The organism is Leptotrichia sp. HMT-225, from assembly GCF_030644325.1.
In the GTDB taxonomy this organism is placed as follows: Bacteria; Fusobacteriota; Fusobacteriia; order Fusobacteriales; family Leptotrichiaceae; genus Leptotrichia; species Leptotrichia massiliensis.
In genome coordinates this window covers 2,330,653-2,345,574 of the sequence record NZ_CP130323.1, presented here as the reverse complement: position 1 = coordinate 2,345,574, position 14,922 = coordinate 2,330,653, and the positions used below count along the sequence as shown (strand labels likewise).

The 14,922-nt window shown below is 28.4% G+C and carries 17 protein-coding genes; 9 read left to right on the top strand and 8 right to left on the bottom strand.

What is annotated here, in order from left to right:
* Positions 1-28 precede the first annotated feature (28 nt).
* The 5 genes from QU666_RS11225 to QU666_RS11205 all read left to right on the top strand — a co-directional run bounded on the left by QU666_RS11225 (position 29) and on the right by QU666_RS11205 (position 4,381).
* Positions 29-886 carry an NAD(P)-dependent oxidoreductase gene (locus QU666_RS11225; protein WP_021768594.1) on the top strand — a complete coding sequence of 286 codons (858 nt, stop codon included), beginning with the start codon at positions 29-31 and terminating at the stop codon, positions 884-886.
* Between the two features lie 365 nt (positions 887-1,251).
* Positions 1,252-2,034, top strand: coding sequence for a transporter substrate-binding domain-containing protein (locus QU666_RS11220; RefSeq protein WP_021768595.1), 783 nt, complete (start codon positions 1,252-1,254; stop codon positions 2,032-2,034).
* 60 nt (positions 2,035-2,094) lie between these two features.
* Positions 2,095-2,886, top strand: coding sequence for a transporter substrate-binding domain-containing protein (locus QU666_RS11215; protein WP_021768596.1), 792 nt, complete (start codon positions 2,095-2,097; stop codon positions 2,884-2,886).
* A gap of 21 nt (positions 2,887-2,907) precedes the next feature.
* Positions 2,908-3,621, top strand: a complete 714-nt coding sequence (locus QU666_RS11210; protein ID WP_021768597.1) for an amino acid ABC transporter permease — start codon at positions 2,908-2,910, stop codon at positions 3,619-3,621.
* A gap of 1 nt (position 3,622) precedes the next feature.
* Positions 3,623-4,381 (top strand): amino acid ABC transporter ATP-binding protein, encoded by a 759-nt coding sequence (locus QU666_RS11205; RefSeq protein ID WP_021768598.1) that lies wholly within the window; start codon positions 3,623-3,625, stop codon positions 4,379-4,381.
* A 116-nt stretch (positions 4,382-4,497) separates the two neighbouring features.
* On the opposite strand, the gene QU666_RS11200 is transcribed toward QU666_RS11205, so the two are convergent.
* Positions 4,498-5,700, bottom strand: a complete 1,203-nt coding sequence (locus QU666_RS11200) for a MalY/PatB family protein (protein WP_021768599.1) — start codon at positions 5,698-5,700, stop codon at positions 4,498-4,500.
* A gap of 101 nt (positions 5,701-5,801) precedes the next feature.
* Between QU666_RS11200 and QU666_RS11195 the strand changes: the two genes are divergently transcribed.
* Positions 5,802-6,707 (top strand): TetR/AcrR family transcriptional regulator, encoded by a 906-nt coding sequence (locus tag QU666_RS11195; RefSeq protein WP_021768600.1) that lies wholly within the window; start codon positions 5,802-5,804, stop codon positions 6,705-6,707.
* Positions 6,708-6,745: 38 nt separating this feature from the next.
* On the opposite strand, the gene QU666_RS11190 is transcribed toward QU666_RS11195, so the two are convergent.
* The 7 genes from QU666_RS11190 to QU666_RS11160 all read right to left on the bottom strand — a co-directional run bounded on the left by QU666_RS11190 (position 6,746) and on the right by QU666_RS11160 (position 11,758).
* Positions 6,746-7,048: a hypothetical protein gene (locus QU666_RS11190; protein WP_021768601.1), complete on the bottom strand. Its 303-nt coding sequence runs from the start codon at positions 7,046-7,048 to the stop codon at positions 6,746-6,748.
* Positions 7,048-7,269, bottom strand: a complete 222-nt coding sequence (locus tag QU666_RS11185) for a hypothetical protein (protein WP_021768602.1) — start codon at positions 7,267-7,269, stop codon at positions 7,048-7,050. The genes QU666_RS11190 and QU666_RS11185 overlap by 1 nt, the downstream gene beginning before the upstream one ends.
* 55 nt (positions 7,270-7,324) lie before the next feature.
* A complete protein-coding gene (locus QU666_RS11180; protein WP_021768603.1) occupies positions 7,325-8,341 on the bottom strand; it encodes a bifunctional oligoribonuclease/PAP phosphatase NrnA in 1,017 nt (338 codons plus the stop codon).
* A 29-nt stretch (positions 8,342-8,370) separates the two neighbouring features.
* A complete protein-coding gene (locus tag QU666_RS11175; RefSeq protein WP_021768604.1) occupies positions 8,371-9,222 on the bottom strand; it encodes a cell envelope integrity protein TolA in 852 nt (283 codons plus the stop codon).
* Positions 9,223-9,307: 85 nt separating this feature from the next.
* Complete coding sequence (locus QU666_RS11170; RefSeq protein ID WP_021768605.1) at positions 9,308-9,982, bottom strand: 5'-methylthioadenosine/adenosylhomocysteine nucleosidase; 675 nt, start codon at positions 9,980-9,982, stop codon at positions 9,308-9,310.
* Positions 9,983-9,997: 15 nt separating this feature from the next.
* On the bottom strand, positions 9,998-10,537 hold the full coding sequence (locus QU666_RS11165; RefSeq protein WP_021768606.1) for an FxLYD domain-containing protein: 540 nt from the start codon (positions 10,535-10,537) through the stop codon (positions 9,998-10,000).
* A 243-nt stretch (positions 10,538-10,780) separates the two neighbouring features.
* Positions 10,781-11,758 carry a type I phosphomannose isomerase catalytic subunit gene (locus tag QU666_RS11160; RefSeq protein ID WP_021768607.1) on the bottom strand — a complete coding sequence of 326 codons (978 nt, stop codon included), beginning with the start codon at positions 11,756-11,758 and terminating at the stop codon, positions 10,781-10,783.
* Between the two features lie 525 nt (positions 11,759-12,283).
* On the opposite strand from QU666_RS11160, the gene QU666_RS11155 reads away from it, so the two are divergent.
* From QU666_RS11155 to msrA, 3 genes are all read left to right on the top strand, one after another.
* Positions 12,284-12,853, top strand: a complete 570-nt coding sequence (locus QU666_RS11155) for a hypothetical protein (protein WP_304984837.1) — start codon at positions 12,284-12,286, stop codon at positions 12,851-12,853.
* 271 nt (positions 12,854-13,124) lie between these two features.
* On the top strand, positions 13,125-14,003 hold the full coding sequence (locus QU666_RS11150) for an acyltransferase (protein ID WP_198012111.1): 879 nt from the start codon (positions 13,125-13,127) through the stop codon (positions 14,001-14,003).
* A gap of 299 nt (positions 14,004-14,302) precedes the next feature.
* On the top strand, positions 14,303-14,803 hold the full coding sequence (msrA, locus tag QU666_RS11145) for a peptide-methionine (S)-S-oxide reductase MsrA (protein WP_021768610.1): 501 nt from the start codon (positions 14,303-14,305) through the stop codon (positions 14,801-14,803).
* Positions 14,804-14,922: the final 119 nt, after the last annotated feature.

The window sequence follows — 14,922 nt, the reverse complement described above, 5'->3', positions numbered from 1 at the left end:
TTTGGTAAATATTCAATTAGGAGAATAAATGAAACAAAAGGTTTTAGTAACAGGTGCTAATGGTTACATAGGAAGAAATGTTATAAATTATTTATTAGATAGTAATATCGATGTAGTAGCTGTTGATATTTCTTTAAATAAAATAATAAGTGAGAAACTAAAAAAAATAGAAATCAATATATTTGAAAATACAGACTATCTTTTTTCTAATTTGCAAAATGTAGGGACTTGTATTCATTTAGCATGGCGTAATGGATTTGTACACAATTCTATTACTCATCTTGAAGATATCTCCTTACATTATAAATTTTTAAAGAAAATACATGAATTCGGTATAAAAAATATAAATGTTATAGGAACTATGCATGAAATTGGATATTGGGAAGGAGAAGTTGATAATGATACTACAACTAATCCTATTTCATTTTACGGTATAGCAAAAAATAGTTTGAGACAGTCTTTGAAAATATTAGAAGATAGTGATAAGGAATTGTTTATAAAATGGCTTAGAGTATTTTATATACAGGGTGACGATAGAAATAATAATTCTATTTTTTCTAAAATATTACAAAAAGAAGAAGAGGGTGCTAAGACTTTTCCGTTTACTACGGGAAAAAACAAATATGATTTTATCAATATAAGTATATTAGCTGAGATGATTTCAAAAGCAGCTTTACAAACTGAAGTAACTGGAATTATAAATTGTTGTTCTGGTAAACCTGTAAGTTTAAAGGAAAAAGTCGAATCATTCTTAAAAGAAAATAACCTCAAAATAAAATTAGAATACGGTGTATTTCCAGACCGTTCTTATGATTCTCCTGCCTTATGGGGGAATAATAGTATAATATCTAAAATAATAAATAACAACCCAAAAAAAGACTTCTGAGAATTTGTTTTTTCTCAAAAGTTTTTTTTTATTAACAGGTTATTTTATTTTTTGTAAGAAAATACATGTATATACAAAAATAAAACTTTACAAATAAAATTTTTTATAGTATAATACTTTCATATACAAATGTTATCAGGAAAGTGAGACATAAAAATGAAAAGTATTATGAAAAAAGACAAAAAATTATATATGATAATGTGTATGAATTTGTAGAGTTTATTTTAAAATTAATTGAAAAATAATTTTAGATGTAAACTCATTTTAAAGTGAATAAATTGAAAAAATGAGATTGTATCTTAGAAAGCCGGATAATCTTATTCGGCTTTTTTCTTTAAAAAATATTTATTTTTGGAGGTCTTGGAATGAAAAAAAATAAATTATTGCTAGGAGTTTTATTATTGCTGATTTTAGCCGTATCTTGTGGAAATAAAGCGAATGCTGGGAAAAAAAGGGTTATAAAAGTAGGGACAGATGGAGTTTATGCACCATTTTCGTTTAAGGATGAAAGTAGCGGGAAATTGACAGGATATGATGTTGAGGTTATTCAGGAAGTTGGAAAAAGAATAAATGCAGATATTGAATTTACAACTGTTCCTTGGGATAGTATATTTCTGGGATTAGAGTCAAAAAGATATGATATTATTGCCAATGAAATTGAAAAAACTAAGGAAAGAGAAGAAAAATATATTTTTTCTGATAAATATTTAGTTTCAGCTGCTCAGATTATTGTAAAAGAGGGAGAGAATAATATAAAAACTTTGAAGGATCTGGAAGGTAAAAGAGTAATTTCAGCAGTTGGAAGCAATTATTCAAAAACTGTTGAGGAATATAATAAAACGGCTACTAAAAAGATAGATCTTAATTATTTTGACGGCGGAATTACATTGACATTGGTAGAAATAGCACAAGGAAAAGCGGATGCAACATTGAGCGACAGACTTGTGGTAAGTTACTATAAAAAACAGCAAGGAGATAAGGTTCAGCTGGTAGGAGAGCCTTTGAGTACAACACCAACATTTTTCCTGTTTAGAAAAGATAGCGAGGAATTAAGAAATGAAGTGAACAAAGCACTTGCTGAAATGAGGGCTGACGGAACTCTTGCTAAAATATCAGAAAAGTGGTTTGGCGGAGATTATACGAAATAGTTAAAAGATTAGTTTTACTATAATATAAATAAAAAATATAAAAATTTTGGGAGGAAAATCATGAAAAATATTTTAAAATTAACAGGAATTTTATTGATAGGACTATTTCTTATCAGTTGTGGAGGGAAACAGGAAAATGGTAAAAGTGGGAGTAGTGAAGGAAAACAAAAAGTTAAAGTTGGAACAGAAGGAGTTTATGCACCATTTACGTTTACTGATGGAAGTGGGAAATTAACTGGATATGATGTGGAAGTTGTTGAAGAAATTGGTAAAAGGGCAAATTTAGATATAGAGTTTGTGCCTACGCCTTGGGATAGTATGTTTTTAGGACTGGAATCGAAAAAATTTGACTTTATTGCAAATGAAATTGCTAAAAATCCTGAAAGAGAGAAAAAATATACTTTCTCTGATGATTATTTAGTATCAGCTGCTCAAATTATTGTAAAAAAAGGAAGAACTGATATTAAGACACTTGAGGATTTAAAAGGTAAAAGGGTTATGACAGGAGTAGGAAGTAATTATAACAAAACTTTGACTGATTTTGACAAAAATAAGGAAATAAATTATGCTTATTTTGACGGAAATGTTTCAATTGCACTTGAAGAAATTGCACAAGGAAAGGCAGATGCTACTTTAAATGACAGATTGACAGTAGGATATTTCACAAAGCAAAGAGGAAATCTTGTAGAAATCGTAGGAGAACCCGTAACGAAAACACCTGTATACTTCACATTTAGAAAAGATAGCGAAGAATTGAAAAATAAAGTAAATAAAGCACTAGCTGAAATGAAAGCCGATGGAACGCTTGCCAAAATATCAGAAAAATGGTTTGGCGGAGATTATACGAAATAATTTACAAATAGGAGAAAAGTAATGAATAATAATGTACCTTTTTTAAACTGGGGCTTTATGGTAAGAGCGATTCCAGAAATACTGAAAGCATTGCCAATGACTCTGAATATTGCGATTGTTACGATGATATTTTCGCTGATACTTAGTTTTTTTATCGCACTTGTGAGAATAAATAAAATTCCTGTGCTGACAAGACTTGCTACAATTTATGTGTCCTTTATAAGAGGGACACCTCTTTTAGTTCAGATTTACCTTGCCTATTATGGATTGCCTAAAATATTGGATTATATACATCTGAAATATGGATTTAATATAGATGTGACTAATATTCCTGCGATTGTGTTTGTGTATGTGGCATTTATTTTAAATGTGTCGGGGTATCTCTCGGAAACATTCAGGGCGGCAATTCAGTCGGTGGATAAAGGGCAAGTTGAAGCTGCATTGTCTATTGGAATGACAAAATGGCAGGCAATGAAAAGAATTGTACTTCCGCAGGCGATTATAATAACTTTTCCTAATTTTGGAAATACTTTTATAAGTTTGATAAAGGATTCCTCACTTGCTTTTTCAGTTTCAATTGTGGAAATGATTGGAAAGGCAAAAATAATTTCAGCTTCAGGACTGGATATTTTTGAAGCATATATCGTAGTTTCAGGAATTTACTGGGTTGTTTGTATAATTGTGGAAAAAGTAATGGGAATTGTGGAAAAGAAATTGAGAGTAGGTGGACTGTAAAATGATAAAGGTTGAAAATCTAAAATTGTCTTTTGGAAAAAATGAAGTTTTGAAAGGAATAAACTTTAAAATAGAAAAAGGACAGGTAATAAGCATCATAGGACCGAGTGGATCGGGAAAATCAACATTTTTACGAAGCCTTAATTTTCTTGAAACAGCTTCATCGGGAACAATAACTTTTGGAAACGAAACATTTGACTTGAGTAAAATAAATAAAAAAGATATAAATAGACTTAGAAAAAATACGACAATGGTTTTTCAGAATTATAATTTATTTAAAAACAAAACTGCTTTGGAAAATGTAATTGAAGGTCTTTTGATTGTAAAAAAAATGAATAGGAACGAAGCAACAGAAATCGGATTGAAAATGCTTGAAAAAGTGGGGTTAAAAGATAAAGCCGAATTTTACCCAAATCAGCTTTCTGGAGGGCAACAGCAAAGAGTGGGAATCGCAAGGGCGGTTGCAATGAGTCCAGAAGTAATTTTGCTTGATGAGCCAACTTCGGCACTTGATCCTGAACTTATTGGAGAAGTTCTAAAAGTTATAAAGGATATGGTAAAAGAAAATATGACAATGATAATTGTTACCCATGAAATGCAGTTTGCAAGGGAGGTTTCAGATTATATAGTATTTGTTGATGGTGGAACAATTATAGCAGAAGGTAAGCCAGAAGAAATTTTTGTTAGTTCAAAAAATCAACGGTTGCAAAATTTTCTTAAAAGATATTCGGAAAGTGAAACAGATATTTACTCAATATAGAAATTAAAAAAAAGCCTCTAAATAAGAATATTTGGAGGTTTTCATTTTTTACATATAAAAAATAGACATGAGCTTTCTCTTTACATTTGTAACAATTGATTCATTTAGCTCTAATATCAGACTAATTCGTTACAAGCAGTTTCTAATTGTTTTAATGCTCTTTCTAACACACTTCTAGGACAAGCGGTGTTAATACGCATAAATCCGCTCGATCCATGATTAAACGCACGGCAAGAATTCAATCCTATTTTTGCTTTTTGATAAATAAATTTTTCTAGTTCATCTTGATTAAAATTATATTTTTTCATTAATTCGCGGCAATCTAGCCAAACTAAATAAGTCGCTTGTGGAACATTTGGTTTAATTAACGGAATATTTTCTTTCATAAAAGTATTTAAGAAAAGGATATTTTGTTCTAAGTAATCGATTAACTGAGTCAAATATTCTTCCCCTTCTGTATAAGCAGCAATAGTTGCAACTAAATTGAAAGGATTGTTTCTATGAACCTCTAAATCTTTCCAAAATCTATCAAATTTAGTTTTGTTTTCAATATTATTGAATACAATTGTCGCACATTGTAAACCAGCTAAATTAAAGGCTTTCCCAGTAGCAGTACAAGTTATTGTGTTTTGTCTGATTTCTTCTGAAACACTTGCCATCGGAATGTGTTTATTACCCCAAAGTGTTAAATCAGCGTGAATTTCATCAGAAATAATAGGCACATTATATTTTACACATAAATCTCCGATTGTTTTTAATTCCTCATAAGTCCAAACATGTCCCAAAGGGTTATGTGGATTACAAAAGATGAATAATTTAGGCTGTTGTTTCAATTTTTCTTCCAAATCTTCCAAATCGATAGTGAAAGTACCATCTTTTTCTTTGAATTTATTTTCTAAAACAATTCTTTTATTATCAGTATTAATATCATAAAATTCTGAATAGACAGGAGGTTGAATCAAAACAGTTTCCCCTTCTTCAGAAAATAATTTTATCAATGTTCCAAGAGTAGGCACAACACCGATACTAAAACTCAAAAGTTCTTTTTTAGGTTCCCAGCCAAATCTTTTCTTTTGCCAGTTAATAAAAGATTCGAAATATTCTTCAGGTCGATAAACGTATCCAAAAACCCCATGTTGAACCTTTTTTTCAAGAGCATCAATAATTGGTTGGGCAGTTTTAAAATCCATATCTGCAATCCATAATGGAATAAAGTCTTCAGGCTCCTTTCCATGCTCAAATCCAAATCTAGTCAATTCATTGTATTTAACAGAATGATTATTTTTTCTGTCGATAATTTCATCAAAATTATATTTCATAGAATCACATCCTTTTATTTATGTTTTTTAATTAATTTAGTTGACAATCCTCGAATTAAATTATAAAATATATTCAAAATACTTTTAAAGAGGTAAATTTAATGACTAAAGAATATAATAAAAACTTTATAATTCAACAAAGTGCAAAACTTTTTTATTATAAGGGGTATAAAAATACAGAATTAACCGATATTTTTAAAGCATGCGATATGCCAAATGACATTTTTTACAAATTTTTTTCAAGTAAAGAAGAGCTACTTAGTTCTGTAATTAAATATCATACTGAAAATCTGATAAACTTCTTCAATAATAATGTAGATGACTTATCAATTGATAAATTTCACTACTTTTTTGAAAAATATTTTGAAAACATTGTAAATAATAGATTTCATGGTGGGAGTCCACTTGGAAATTTGGCATTGGAGCTGTCTGACTTAAATAATAGTATACGTGAAGAACTTGTAAAATCATATAAAAAAATAGAACTTAGGTTTTCTTTTTTTATAACAACTTTAAAATATGCCTTTCCTAAAAAATACGATGATATTGTTCCTGAAACAACTGCAAGGCTTTTAATTGCTTTACTCGAAGGAACAATACTTATGTTAAAAACTGAAAAAGAAAGTTTTGCAATTAATGATTTTTTTGTTTTCTTTGATAGTCTTTTCAAACTTGATGAAGATAAAAAAGCAGAAGAACAGTTAAATAAAGAAACTCAAGAAACATCAGATGCAGAAAAAAAATATATTTCAGATTCTATTAAAAGCGAAATCATAGATTCCAAAAGCCATGAGTTCAATATGCAAACTGATATTAAAATTTCTGAAGACATATTAAATAAAGGGATTGAGGAAACTAATCAGGAAAATATAGAAATCGAAGTTTTAGAACATGAAAGTAGCAGTCTTGATGATAATATGTATTATGAACTTGATTCAGACAGTTTAATTAATGTTTTTGATGATTTGGAAAATTATCAAAAAAATGAAACTGAAGATGATGAATAAAAAAATTTAGGGAGAATGAAAAAACTCCCTTTTTTATTTTATTTATATTCAAGTCTTTCACTTGAAACAATTTTACCATCTTCTGTCACAATTACCTGATAATATGCCTGTGCTCCATACAAAATAACTTTCCAGTTTCTAAAGCCCTTTTTGTATAATCCAACGTGCTGAGTTCCTACTGTTTCACTAAATTTTTTTTTCACTTCTTCAATACTGTTATTCATAATAACATCTCGTGACACCACTGCTGAGTTTGGGACAACTCTTTTTCCAACAGATGAACAACTTATTATCATTCCAAAGCATAAAATTATTATTATTTTTTGTATTTTCTTTTCCACTAATTATTCACTACCTCTATTTTAATATCAAATTGTAAATGTTTTTTTTCCTTATCTGAATATGCATATTTTATTTTTCGCAAAACAGCGTTTGGATTGTTACCTAAAATTTCATTAATATTCTGGTTAGCCTTTTCAATGCACTGAAAATTATTTGCAAGTTCAGTATTTGAAAGGCCCATCATTTTCAAATAATTGAACATATTAAAAGTTTCAAACATAAAATTCTCCTTTCCACATCAGATTCCAATCCTTCTTAATATCGAATTAATAAAATTATTTTTCCAATTCCTCATAAGTTTTTTTCAAAATTTCCTCAAAAGATAAATCCGTCTTGAATCCAGCAGCTTTTATGTGTCCACCACCACCAAAAATTGAAGCTATCTTATTTACATTGTACTTATCATTTGATCGAAAACTTCCTTTTAATAAACCATCTTCCTGTTCCCGTACGAAAAGTGAAATTTCGATTCCTTCGATTTTTAAAAGCATTTCTGATGTACTGTTTGTATCATCCTTTTCAATGCCTAGTTCTTTCATTTTTTCTTGTGTCAGATAATAGCTGACAAATTTATATTTTTCATCAACTTTTTTATTTTTATAAACTTCACCAATAAAATCAACTTGTTTTTCATTTACTGCAAAAATAATATTAGCAATTTTGTGATTATTCATACCTACCTCAATTAATTTCGAACATACCAGAAAAGTATGCGATGTAACGTTATCATGCCTAAAGTTTCCAGTATCATTAATTATTCCAAGATACATATATTCAGCAATTTTCTTTGTCAGTTCAATGTCAAAAATCTTCAAAAACTGATATAAAAGCTCTCCTGTACTGCAAATATCTTCTACATAGTTAAAATCCGCATGTTCAGTATTGCTGACATGATGATCAATATTTATTGATTTTTTACTCAATTTTTTGATTTCTACAGCTCTTTCATATCTTTCCTGATTCGCACAGTCCAGACTTATAAACAAATCAAATTTTTCATTATTTTGAAAATTTTTTTTAAATTTTTCACAAAATTTTTCATAATCCCAGATAAGCCCTGTATCTTCAAAATGCCTCATATATTTAGGCAGTTTATCATCGACCACAATCTTTATCATTTTTTCCATATTATTTTTTTTACAATATTCATCTATCATAAAATAAAATGCCAAAAGTGAGCCAAGAGCGTCTCCATCTGGATTAATATGTGCTGTTAGAATAATACTTTTAGACAATTTTATTTCATTTACGATTTCTTTTGGAAGAATATTTCCTCTGTAATTTTTATTCATAAATTTTATTCTCACTTCTATTCTAAATTTTAATTAGTAGAACGTATCATATACCCGCTACCAGCTTTTTTAGCTTGATTTTCCATTGTTTTTAAAGTATTTGGATTATCAGTCATATTTGACATTACCACATAGACTGTTCTACCGTTTACAGATGTTTTTTTGTAGTAAAAATTTCCACCTAATTTTTTTGTTATTTCTCTAGCTGAGGCTTCTGAGCCTACTGAAGCAACTTGAATGTACTTTTTGTGACCTTTAGATTGTCGATTTTTCGCATCTTCCCTAGCTTTTTTTGTTGTTTCCTCTTTAGCTTTTCTAGCAGCTTCTTCTTTTGCACGTTGTCTAGCCGCTTCTGCCCTTGCTTGTGCTGCTGCCTGTTCTTTTCTAGCTGCTGCTTCTTGCTGCTGCTTTTTAAGTTCAGCGTGTCTTGCTTCAGCTCTTTCCTCTTCCTGACGTCTTTGTTCAGCCAATTTTTTCTGTTCTTTTTGTCTTTTCTGTTCCAGTTTTTGAGCTTCTAATTTTTTCTGCTCTTCTTTTTTCTTATCTTCCTTAGCTGCCTTTGGATTATTTTGAGGCTGTGTCTGCTGGTTATTTACTGTAGGGTTTTGTAAGTCTACTGTTTCAGCAGATTTCGTCTGTTCAAGCTCCTTTGCAACTGTTTCATTATTATTTTCAATAACCTGATTTGGCAAAGTTAGATTATTTTTATAGTCCTTGGAATTGTAAAAGTCCTTATTTCGAACTTTCATTTCCTTTGTAACACTTTCGGTCGTAGTTACCTTTGATTTCTTGTAGCCTGTTGCAAGTACTACACCATAAGTAATAACAGCAACAATTCCAACTGCTCTCATTACTTTAAATGGATTTAATCGAAAACTCATTTTTTCTCCCTTCTTTTCCCTATTTTATTTTTGTTGAAACATCTTTTATTTATTAGATAATTGTCCAATATTTATAACTATTTCATTAAATAATTTGTTTTAATATTTTTTTAGAATTTTCTGCTGCCAGTTTCACAAAAGTTTCATATTCCATATCAGATTCGTCTGTAATTGAATCTGAAATTGAACGGATTATCAAAAATTTAACACCTAACCTTGTACAGACTTGAGCCACAGCTCCACTTTCCATATCCACACAAAGTGCTTCAAAATCTTTTCCAAGTTGAATTTTTACATCTTTTTTACTTACAAACTGATCTCCAGTCAAAATTCTTCCAAGTAAAATCTGATGTTCAAAATTCGTTATATTTCCAGTTTTTTCAATTAAATTTTTATCTGATTCAAACGCCCATTCCTTCATTTGCGGAATCTGTCCCATTTTATAGCCAAAAGCTGTAGCATCAACATCATGCTGAACAATATCCCGTCCAACAACAATATCTCCAATTTTGAGCCTTTCATCCAGTGATCCAGCTACTCCAGAAAAAATAACTTCTTTTACATCAAATTTTTCAATTAGTAAAGTTGCTGTAATTGCAGCATTTACCTTTCCAATTCCAGATTGCACAAAAACAACATCTTTATTATTAAATTTTCCAGTAAAAAATGATATTCCGTTTATTGTGTTTTCCTTAATATCATTAATTTCTTTTTTGATTGCTTCAGTCTCTTCAATTACTGCTCCAATAATTCCTATCATTATTTCCTCCGATTTTTATTTTTCATTTTCAATATTATTAGTGTTTTCATTATTAACATTTTCAGTATTACTATCTTTATTTTCAATAGTTGTATTTATATTTCCTTCATAAATATACGTATCTTTAAGTTTACAAGTTTTCGTTTCATTTGTATTAAGAACTGCCTGAAATTCCCATTTTTCATTTTTTCCAAGCGAACTTATGTTGTCAACAGCATCTCCAATCTTTGCCCCATTTTCATCAAAACATGGAATTTCTATTGTCAAATTTCTCTTAGTTACTCCATTATGAGTCAAAATTCCTGTAACAATAGTTTTTCCACCAGTTATTTCTACTTCCGCATTTGCAAATTTGTATTTTGTATTTTTGGCCTTTATTTCGCCATCTTTTCCACCAATAATACCTCCTATCAATTTACCAGTTGTCCCGATAACCGCTCCAGTAATTCCACCTGCAGCTTTTATAGTTCCTCCGACGACACTTCCAACGCCGCCAACAATTCCACAAGATGAAATTCCAAACATTATTCCAATCAATAAAATTCTTTTTTTCACTGTTCTTAATCCCTATTCCTTTTTTATTTTTTATAAAATTATCTTTCGTTATGTCTATTTAATAATCTAACTTTTTATATATTTATTAAAAATAATACATTTTTCGAAAATTCGATATATTATACAATATATGATTATAAAACGATATTAGTATAACATTAGAATATCATATTCCAACTAAAAAAACAAGGCAAATCATCTAATTTGCCTAAAAAATAAACTAGAATCATTGCCCACATTTATTTAAATTACAGTTCTCAAAATTTCAAAGTTTCCAATAGTTTTTGTGTTGATGCCAACAGGGATTAAAATTGTTTCGCCTTTTTTTATTGCAAGCTCTTCATTTTCGCCCCATGTAATTTTTCCTTCTCCTTCCAGTATCGAATAAATTGTCATACTTTCATTATTCACATCTTCAAAGGAATCAGCGAATTTTACTTTATCAATTGAGTAGTATTCTTTTTTTATAATATGTTTTTTCAAAATATCTTTCCCATTTTCAGAATCATCAAAATCAGTATTTTTAATTTCCACTTCTTTTCCAAAATCAATTACATCAGCAGAATCCTGTAAGTGCAGTTCTCTTTTTTTGCCATTTTCATCAATTCTCTCAAAATCATAAATTCTATAAGTTACATCTGAGTTTTGCTGAACTTCTGCAAAAAGTACGCTTCCTTTTAGTGAGGCGTGGACTGTTCCTGGTGTGATGTCAATAAAATCACCTTTTTTAACAGTTTTTTCTTCAAATAATCCATCAAAATCATTTTTTTCTACTTTTTCCAAAAATTTTTCTTTTGTAATACCAGGCTTCATTCCCATAATTAAAGTCGCATCATCACTTGCCTCCATTATATACCAAGATTCACTTTTTCCAAATTCATTGTGTTTTTTTAAGGCAACTTCATCACTTGGATGTACTTGAATAGAAAGTCTATCATTTACGTCCAGATATTTTATAAGAAGTGGAAATTTGTTAGGATATTTTTCATAAACCTTTTTTCCAGTAAGCTCTCCTTTATATTCCTTGTAAATATCATCCAGTCTTTGTCCAGCTAAAGCACCATTTTCCACGATTCCCATTCCATGAGGATGTGCCGACACTTCCCAAGATTCTCCAATTTTTTTGCCTTCAGGCAGTTTCACTCCTAATTTTGTTTCAAATTCACGTCCACCCCACACTTTTTCCACAAAAAATTTTTTAAACTTCATTGGATATAACATAAAAAATCTCTCCTTTATTTATATAATTAATTTTCAATAATTTCTTTATTTTATGATAACATTTTGAATTAAATTTTACAATAACATAATGAAGAAATTTTGCAAAAAAAACCTGCAAATAATATCTGCAGGGGAAAAATATTTTTCATTTTTGGGGTGTTATCCTCTACTTAAAAAATAGTAGGCAACTACAATTTGAATTATGATATAAATTATATCACGCTCCACTGGTATCACCCCCAGACTTGTGTAAAATATGAGGTTCGGTTTTCCTCAAAAATATTATATCATACTATTACAAAATATTATACTTTTTTATTTAATTATTTTTTAAAAATTTTTTATAATTATATAAAAACTGCCCCAAATTTTAAGGCAGTTTAACCGATTTTTTATTTACACATGTCTGTTTTTTACAAAATAATTATACCATAAAAAAAGTTTTTTATCAATTAATTTGAAAAAATTTTGTTAATATTGTAAAATGTTTAAAAGGCGATTTTTAATGTTAAGAGGTTAAAAAATATGTATGTTTACGATGAGCAGAAAATTGAAAAAGAAAAGAGAAAAAGACGACTATTTATTTTGATGAATAGCTTAATGTATGTGATTATTCCGATTATAATAGGATTTTTGAAAATTAATAAAAATATTATATCTATTTGGTTAATAATTATTTTTGGAATTTTGAAGTTTTATTTGGAAACAAAAAAGGATTTTGTAAATGATTATGAAAAAGAAGATGAAGAGACTGGAGATTTTGAGGAAACTTTGCGAAAAGAGAAGTTAAAAAAGAAAATTTTTTATTTAAAGATAGGTTGTGTATCAGTCTGTTTAATTGTAATAATTCTAATTAATATAAATATATTTCAGTTGCCAAGTTATGTTAGGGATTTAAAAGAAATTAGGAAAATTATTTCAAATAGCAAAGAACTTTATGTAAATGGGAAAAAACTTGAAAATACAGAAGATGTAAAAAAATGGATTTGGGACTCTACAAATTATTTTGAGATTTTGTGGGATTACAAGAGGACAGATAATATAGAAGAGCCCAAAATAAAGGCAACTTTATCCAATGAAAAAGACAGTATCTAGTAATTGAGAAAAAAAATTACGGATGGAGTTTTTTGAAAATGAAAGAAAATCACTACTATAAGTTAGGTATTACTTACAAAAAAGATGTTGATAGAACAATTGAAATGGAAAAATCTTTGGGACTTATTCCTCAAGATTAAATGTTTTATTTATAACAATTTTTATTTTTAGACAAAATTTTATGATTATTACAAAGGTTAGGAGTTTTAAAATTAATGGCTATTGATATTATAAGAATTTTTGCGTTTATTTTTATTGTGCTTTTCACACATTGAACAGGCAGTATGGGATAAATGTTTGGATGGGAGGATATGCGGTTATTTCAATCGGAGTTAATCTTTTTGTTATGATTAGCGGATATTTGCTGTTGTATAAATCAGAAAATACAGCATTATTTTTTAAAAAGAGAATTTTAAACATTTTACCACTTTTTATTGTTTTTAATGTGATTTATATTTATTTTTTCAAAGTTCCGATTGTACCAATTTTAAAGGGGAAAGCATTTGCAGCTCCACATTTTTGGTATATTTATATGATTCTGGGGTTGTATTTTCTCACACCTTGGCTTCAAAAGGTTCTTAAATATGCTGAAAAAGAAACATTTTTTGTGATTTTTCTATGGTTTTTATGTAATATTTTAAATCCCTATTTACGTTATTTCAACTTTGTCGAAATTCCATTTTCAAATTTTCCAATAACAGGTTTTATTGGTTATTATATTTTAGGATATTTTATAAAAAAATACGAAGAAAAAATAAAAGATTTTTCATTTGTTTGGATAATAATTATTTATTTTATAGGGTTTTTCATAAGTTTTTTTTCTACAAAATATGTTTTAATTACAACAGGTAACAGTGTATCCAATTTTTTTGATAAAAATTCACTTGGAACTTTCATAATGACGATTTCCTTTTTTTTATTCTGGTGTAAATTTAATTTCGTCAACAGAAATAATTTTATAAAAATAATTGCAAACTCTACATATTTTGCATTTTTAATTCATCTAATTGTTCTTCACTTTGTAATAAAAATAAGTGATGAAATGATTTTCAAATCGGTTCTGACTATTGCAATAAGTATAAGTGTAGGAGTTTTGTATAATTTTTTGAAAGAGGGGAAATTAATACCGAAATATACTATTCACAGATGAATAATAATAGTTTTTGTATATAAAAAACTCACAAAAAAATAATCTAATTAAAAGAAATTGTTAAATAATTTCTATTCATAAACTTGTATAATGAGATTATAATAATATGATTAAAATTATACTAAAAATAATTACAAAATAAATTATATTAGTAGACATTTTCTATAAAAATATTTAATAATTGGGGTTTTGATATACAAGTAATATAATCATAATTACCTATTAGATTTTGTTTTAAGTAAATTTTGGGTGACAGTATAATTTTAGTGTTATTTAAAAATTTAAAGGAGGTGTGAGTTATGACGGATATTAAAGAAATTTATCTAGCTGGAGGATGTTTTTGGGGCGTAGAGAAATTCTTTAAAATGGCTCCTGGTGTTATTGAAACAACAGTTGGCTATGCCAATGGACAAACTCTTGATACAAGCTATGATATTTTAAAAATGACAGATCACGCTGAAACAGTGCATATAAAATATGATAATGAAATAGTTTCATTAGATAAACTTTTGGATTACTATTTTTCGATAATTGATCCTACAAGTATTAATAGACAGGGGCTTGATGAAGGACGACAATATCGGACAGGAATTTATTATGTAGATAGTGATGAAGTTCATACAATAAAATCAAAAATTGACAGTGAACAAAATAAATATTCAAGAGAAATTCAAGTGGAAGTAAGACCATTAAAGCATTATATTATGGCTGAGGATTATCATCAAAATTATTTGGAGAAAAATCCAAATGGTTACTGTCATATTGATTTGGATAATGCAAAAAAAATATTTCAACAATAATATAAAATTAATAATTCATTATTAAGTCGGTTTTATCCGGCTTTTTTTTGTAAATTTTTTAAAAAAATTGTTGTGAGATAATACATATGTAGACAAGAATATACAAAAAAAAGAAAGGT

What these genes read in the sequence shown, in the direction of transcription:
- QU666_RS11225 (WP_021768594.1), top strand. Translation starts at nt 29, where the DNA reads ATGAAACAAAAGGTTTTAGTAACAGGTGCTAATGGTTACATAGGAAGA.
- QU666_RS11220 (WP_021768595.1), top strand. Translation starts at nt 1,252, where the DNA reads ATGAAAAAAAATAAATTATTGCTAGGAGTTTTATTATTGCTGATTTTA.
- QU666_RS11215 (WP_021768596.1), top strand. Translation starts at nt 2,095, where the DNA reads ATGAAAAATATTTTAAAATTAACAGGAATTTTATTGATAGGACTATTT.
- QU666_RS11210 (WP_021768597.1), top strand. Translation starts at nt 2,908, where the DNA reads ATGAATAATAATGTACCTTTTTTAAACTGGGGCTTTATGGTAAGAGCG.
- QU666_RS11205 (WP_021768598.1), top strand. Translation starts at nt 3,623, where the DNA reads ATGATAAAGGTTGAAAATCTAAAATTGTCTTTTGGAAAAAATGAAGTT.
- QU666_RS11200 (WP_021768599.1), bottom strand. Translation starts at nt 5,700, where the DNA reads ATGAAATATAATTTTGATGAAATTATCGACAGAAAAAATAATCATTCT.
- QU666_RS11195 (WP_021768600.1), top strand. Translation starts at nt 5,802, where the DNA reads ATGACTAAAGAATATAATAAAAACTTTATAATTCAACAAAGTGCAAAA.
- QU666_RS11185 (WP_021768602.1), bottom strand. Translation starts at nt 7,269, where the DNA reads ATGTTTGAAACTTTTAATATGTTCAATTATTTGAAAATGATGGGCCTT.
- QU666_RS11180 (WP_021768603.1), bottom strand. Translation starts at nt 8,341, where the DNA reads ATGAATAAAAATTACAGAGGAAATATTCTTCCAAAAGAAATCGTAAAT.
- QU666_RS11175 (WP_021768604.1), bottom strand. Translation starts at nt 9,222, where the DNA reads ATGAGTTTTCGATTAAATCCATTTAAAGTAATGAGAGCAGTTGGAATT.
- QU666_RS11170 (WP_021768605.1), bottom strand. Translation starts at nt 9,982, where the DNA reads ATGATAGGAATTATTGGAGCAGTAATTGAAGAGACTGAAGCAATCAAA.
- QU666_RS11160 (WP_021768607.1), bottom strand. Translation starts at nt 11,758, where the DNA reads ATGTTATATCCAATGAAGTTTAAAAAATTTTTTGTGGAAAAAGTGTGG.
- QU666_RS11155 (WP_304984837.1), top strand. Translation starts at nt 12,284, where the DNA reads ATGTATGTTTACGATGAGCAGAAAATTGAAAAAGAAAAGAGAAAAAGA.
- msrA (WP_021768610.1), top strand. Translation starts at nt 14,303, where the DNA reads ATGACGGATATTAAAGAAATTTATCTAGCTGGAGGATGTTTTTGGGGC.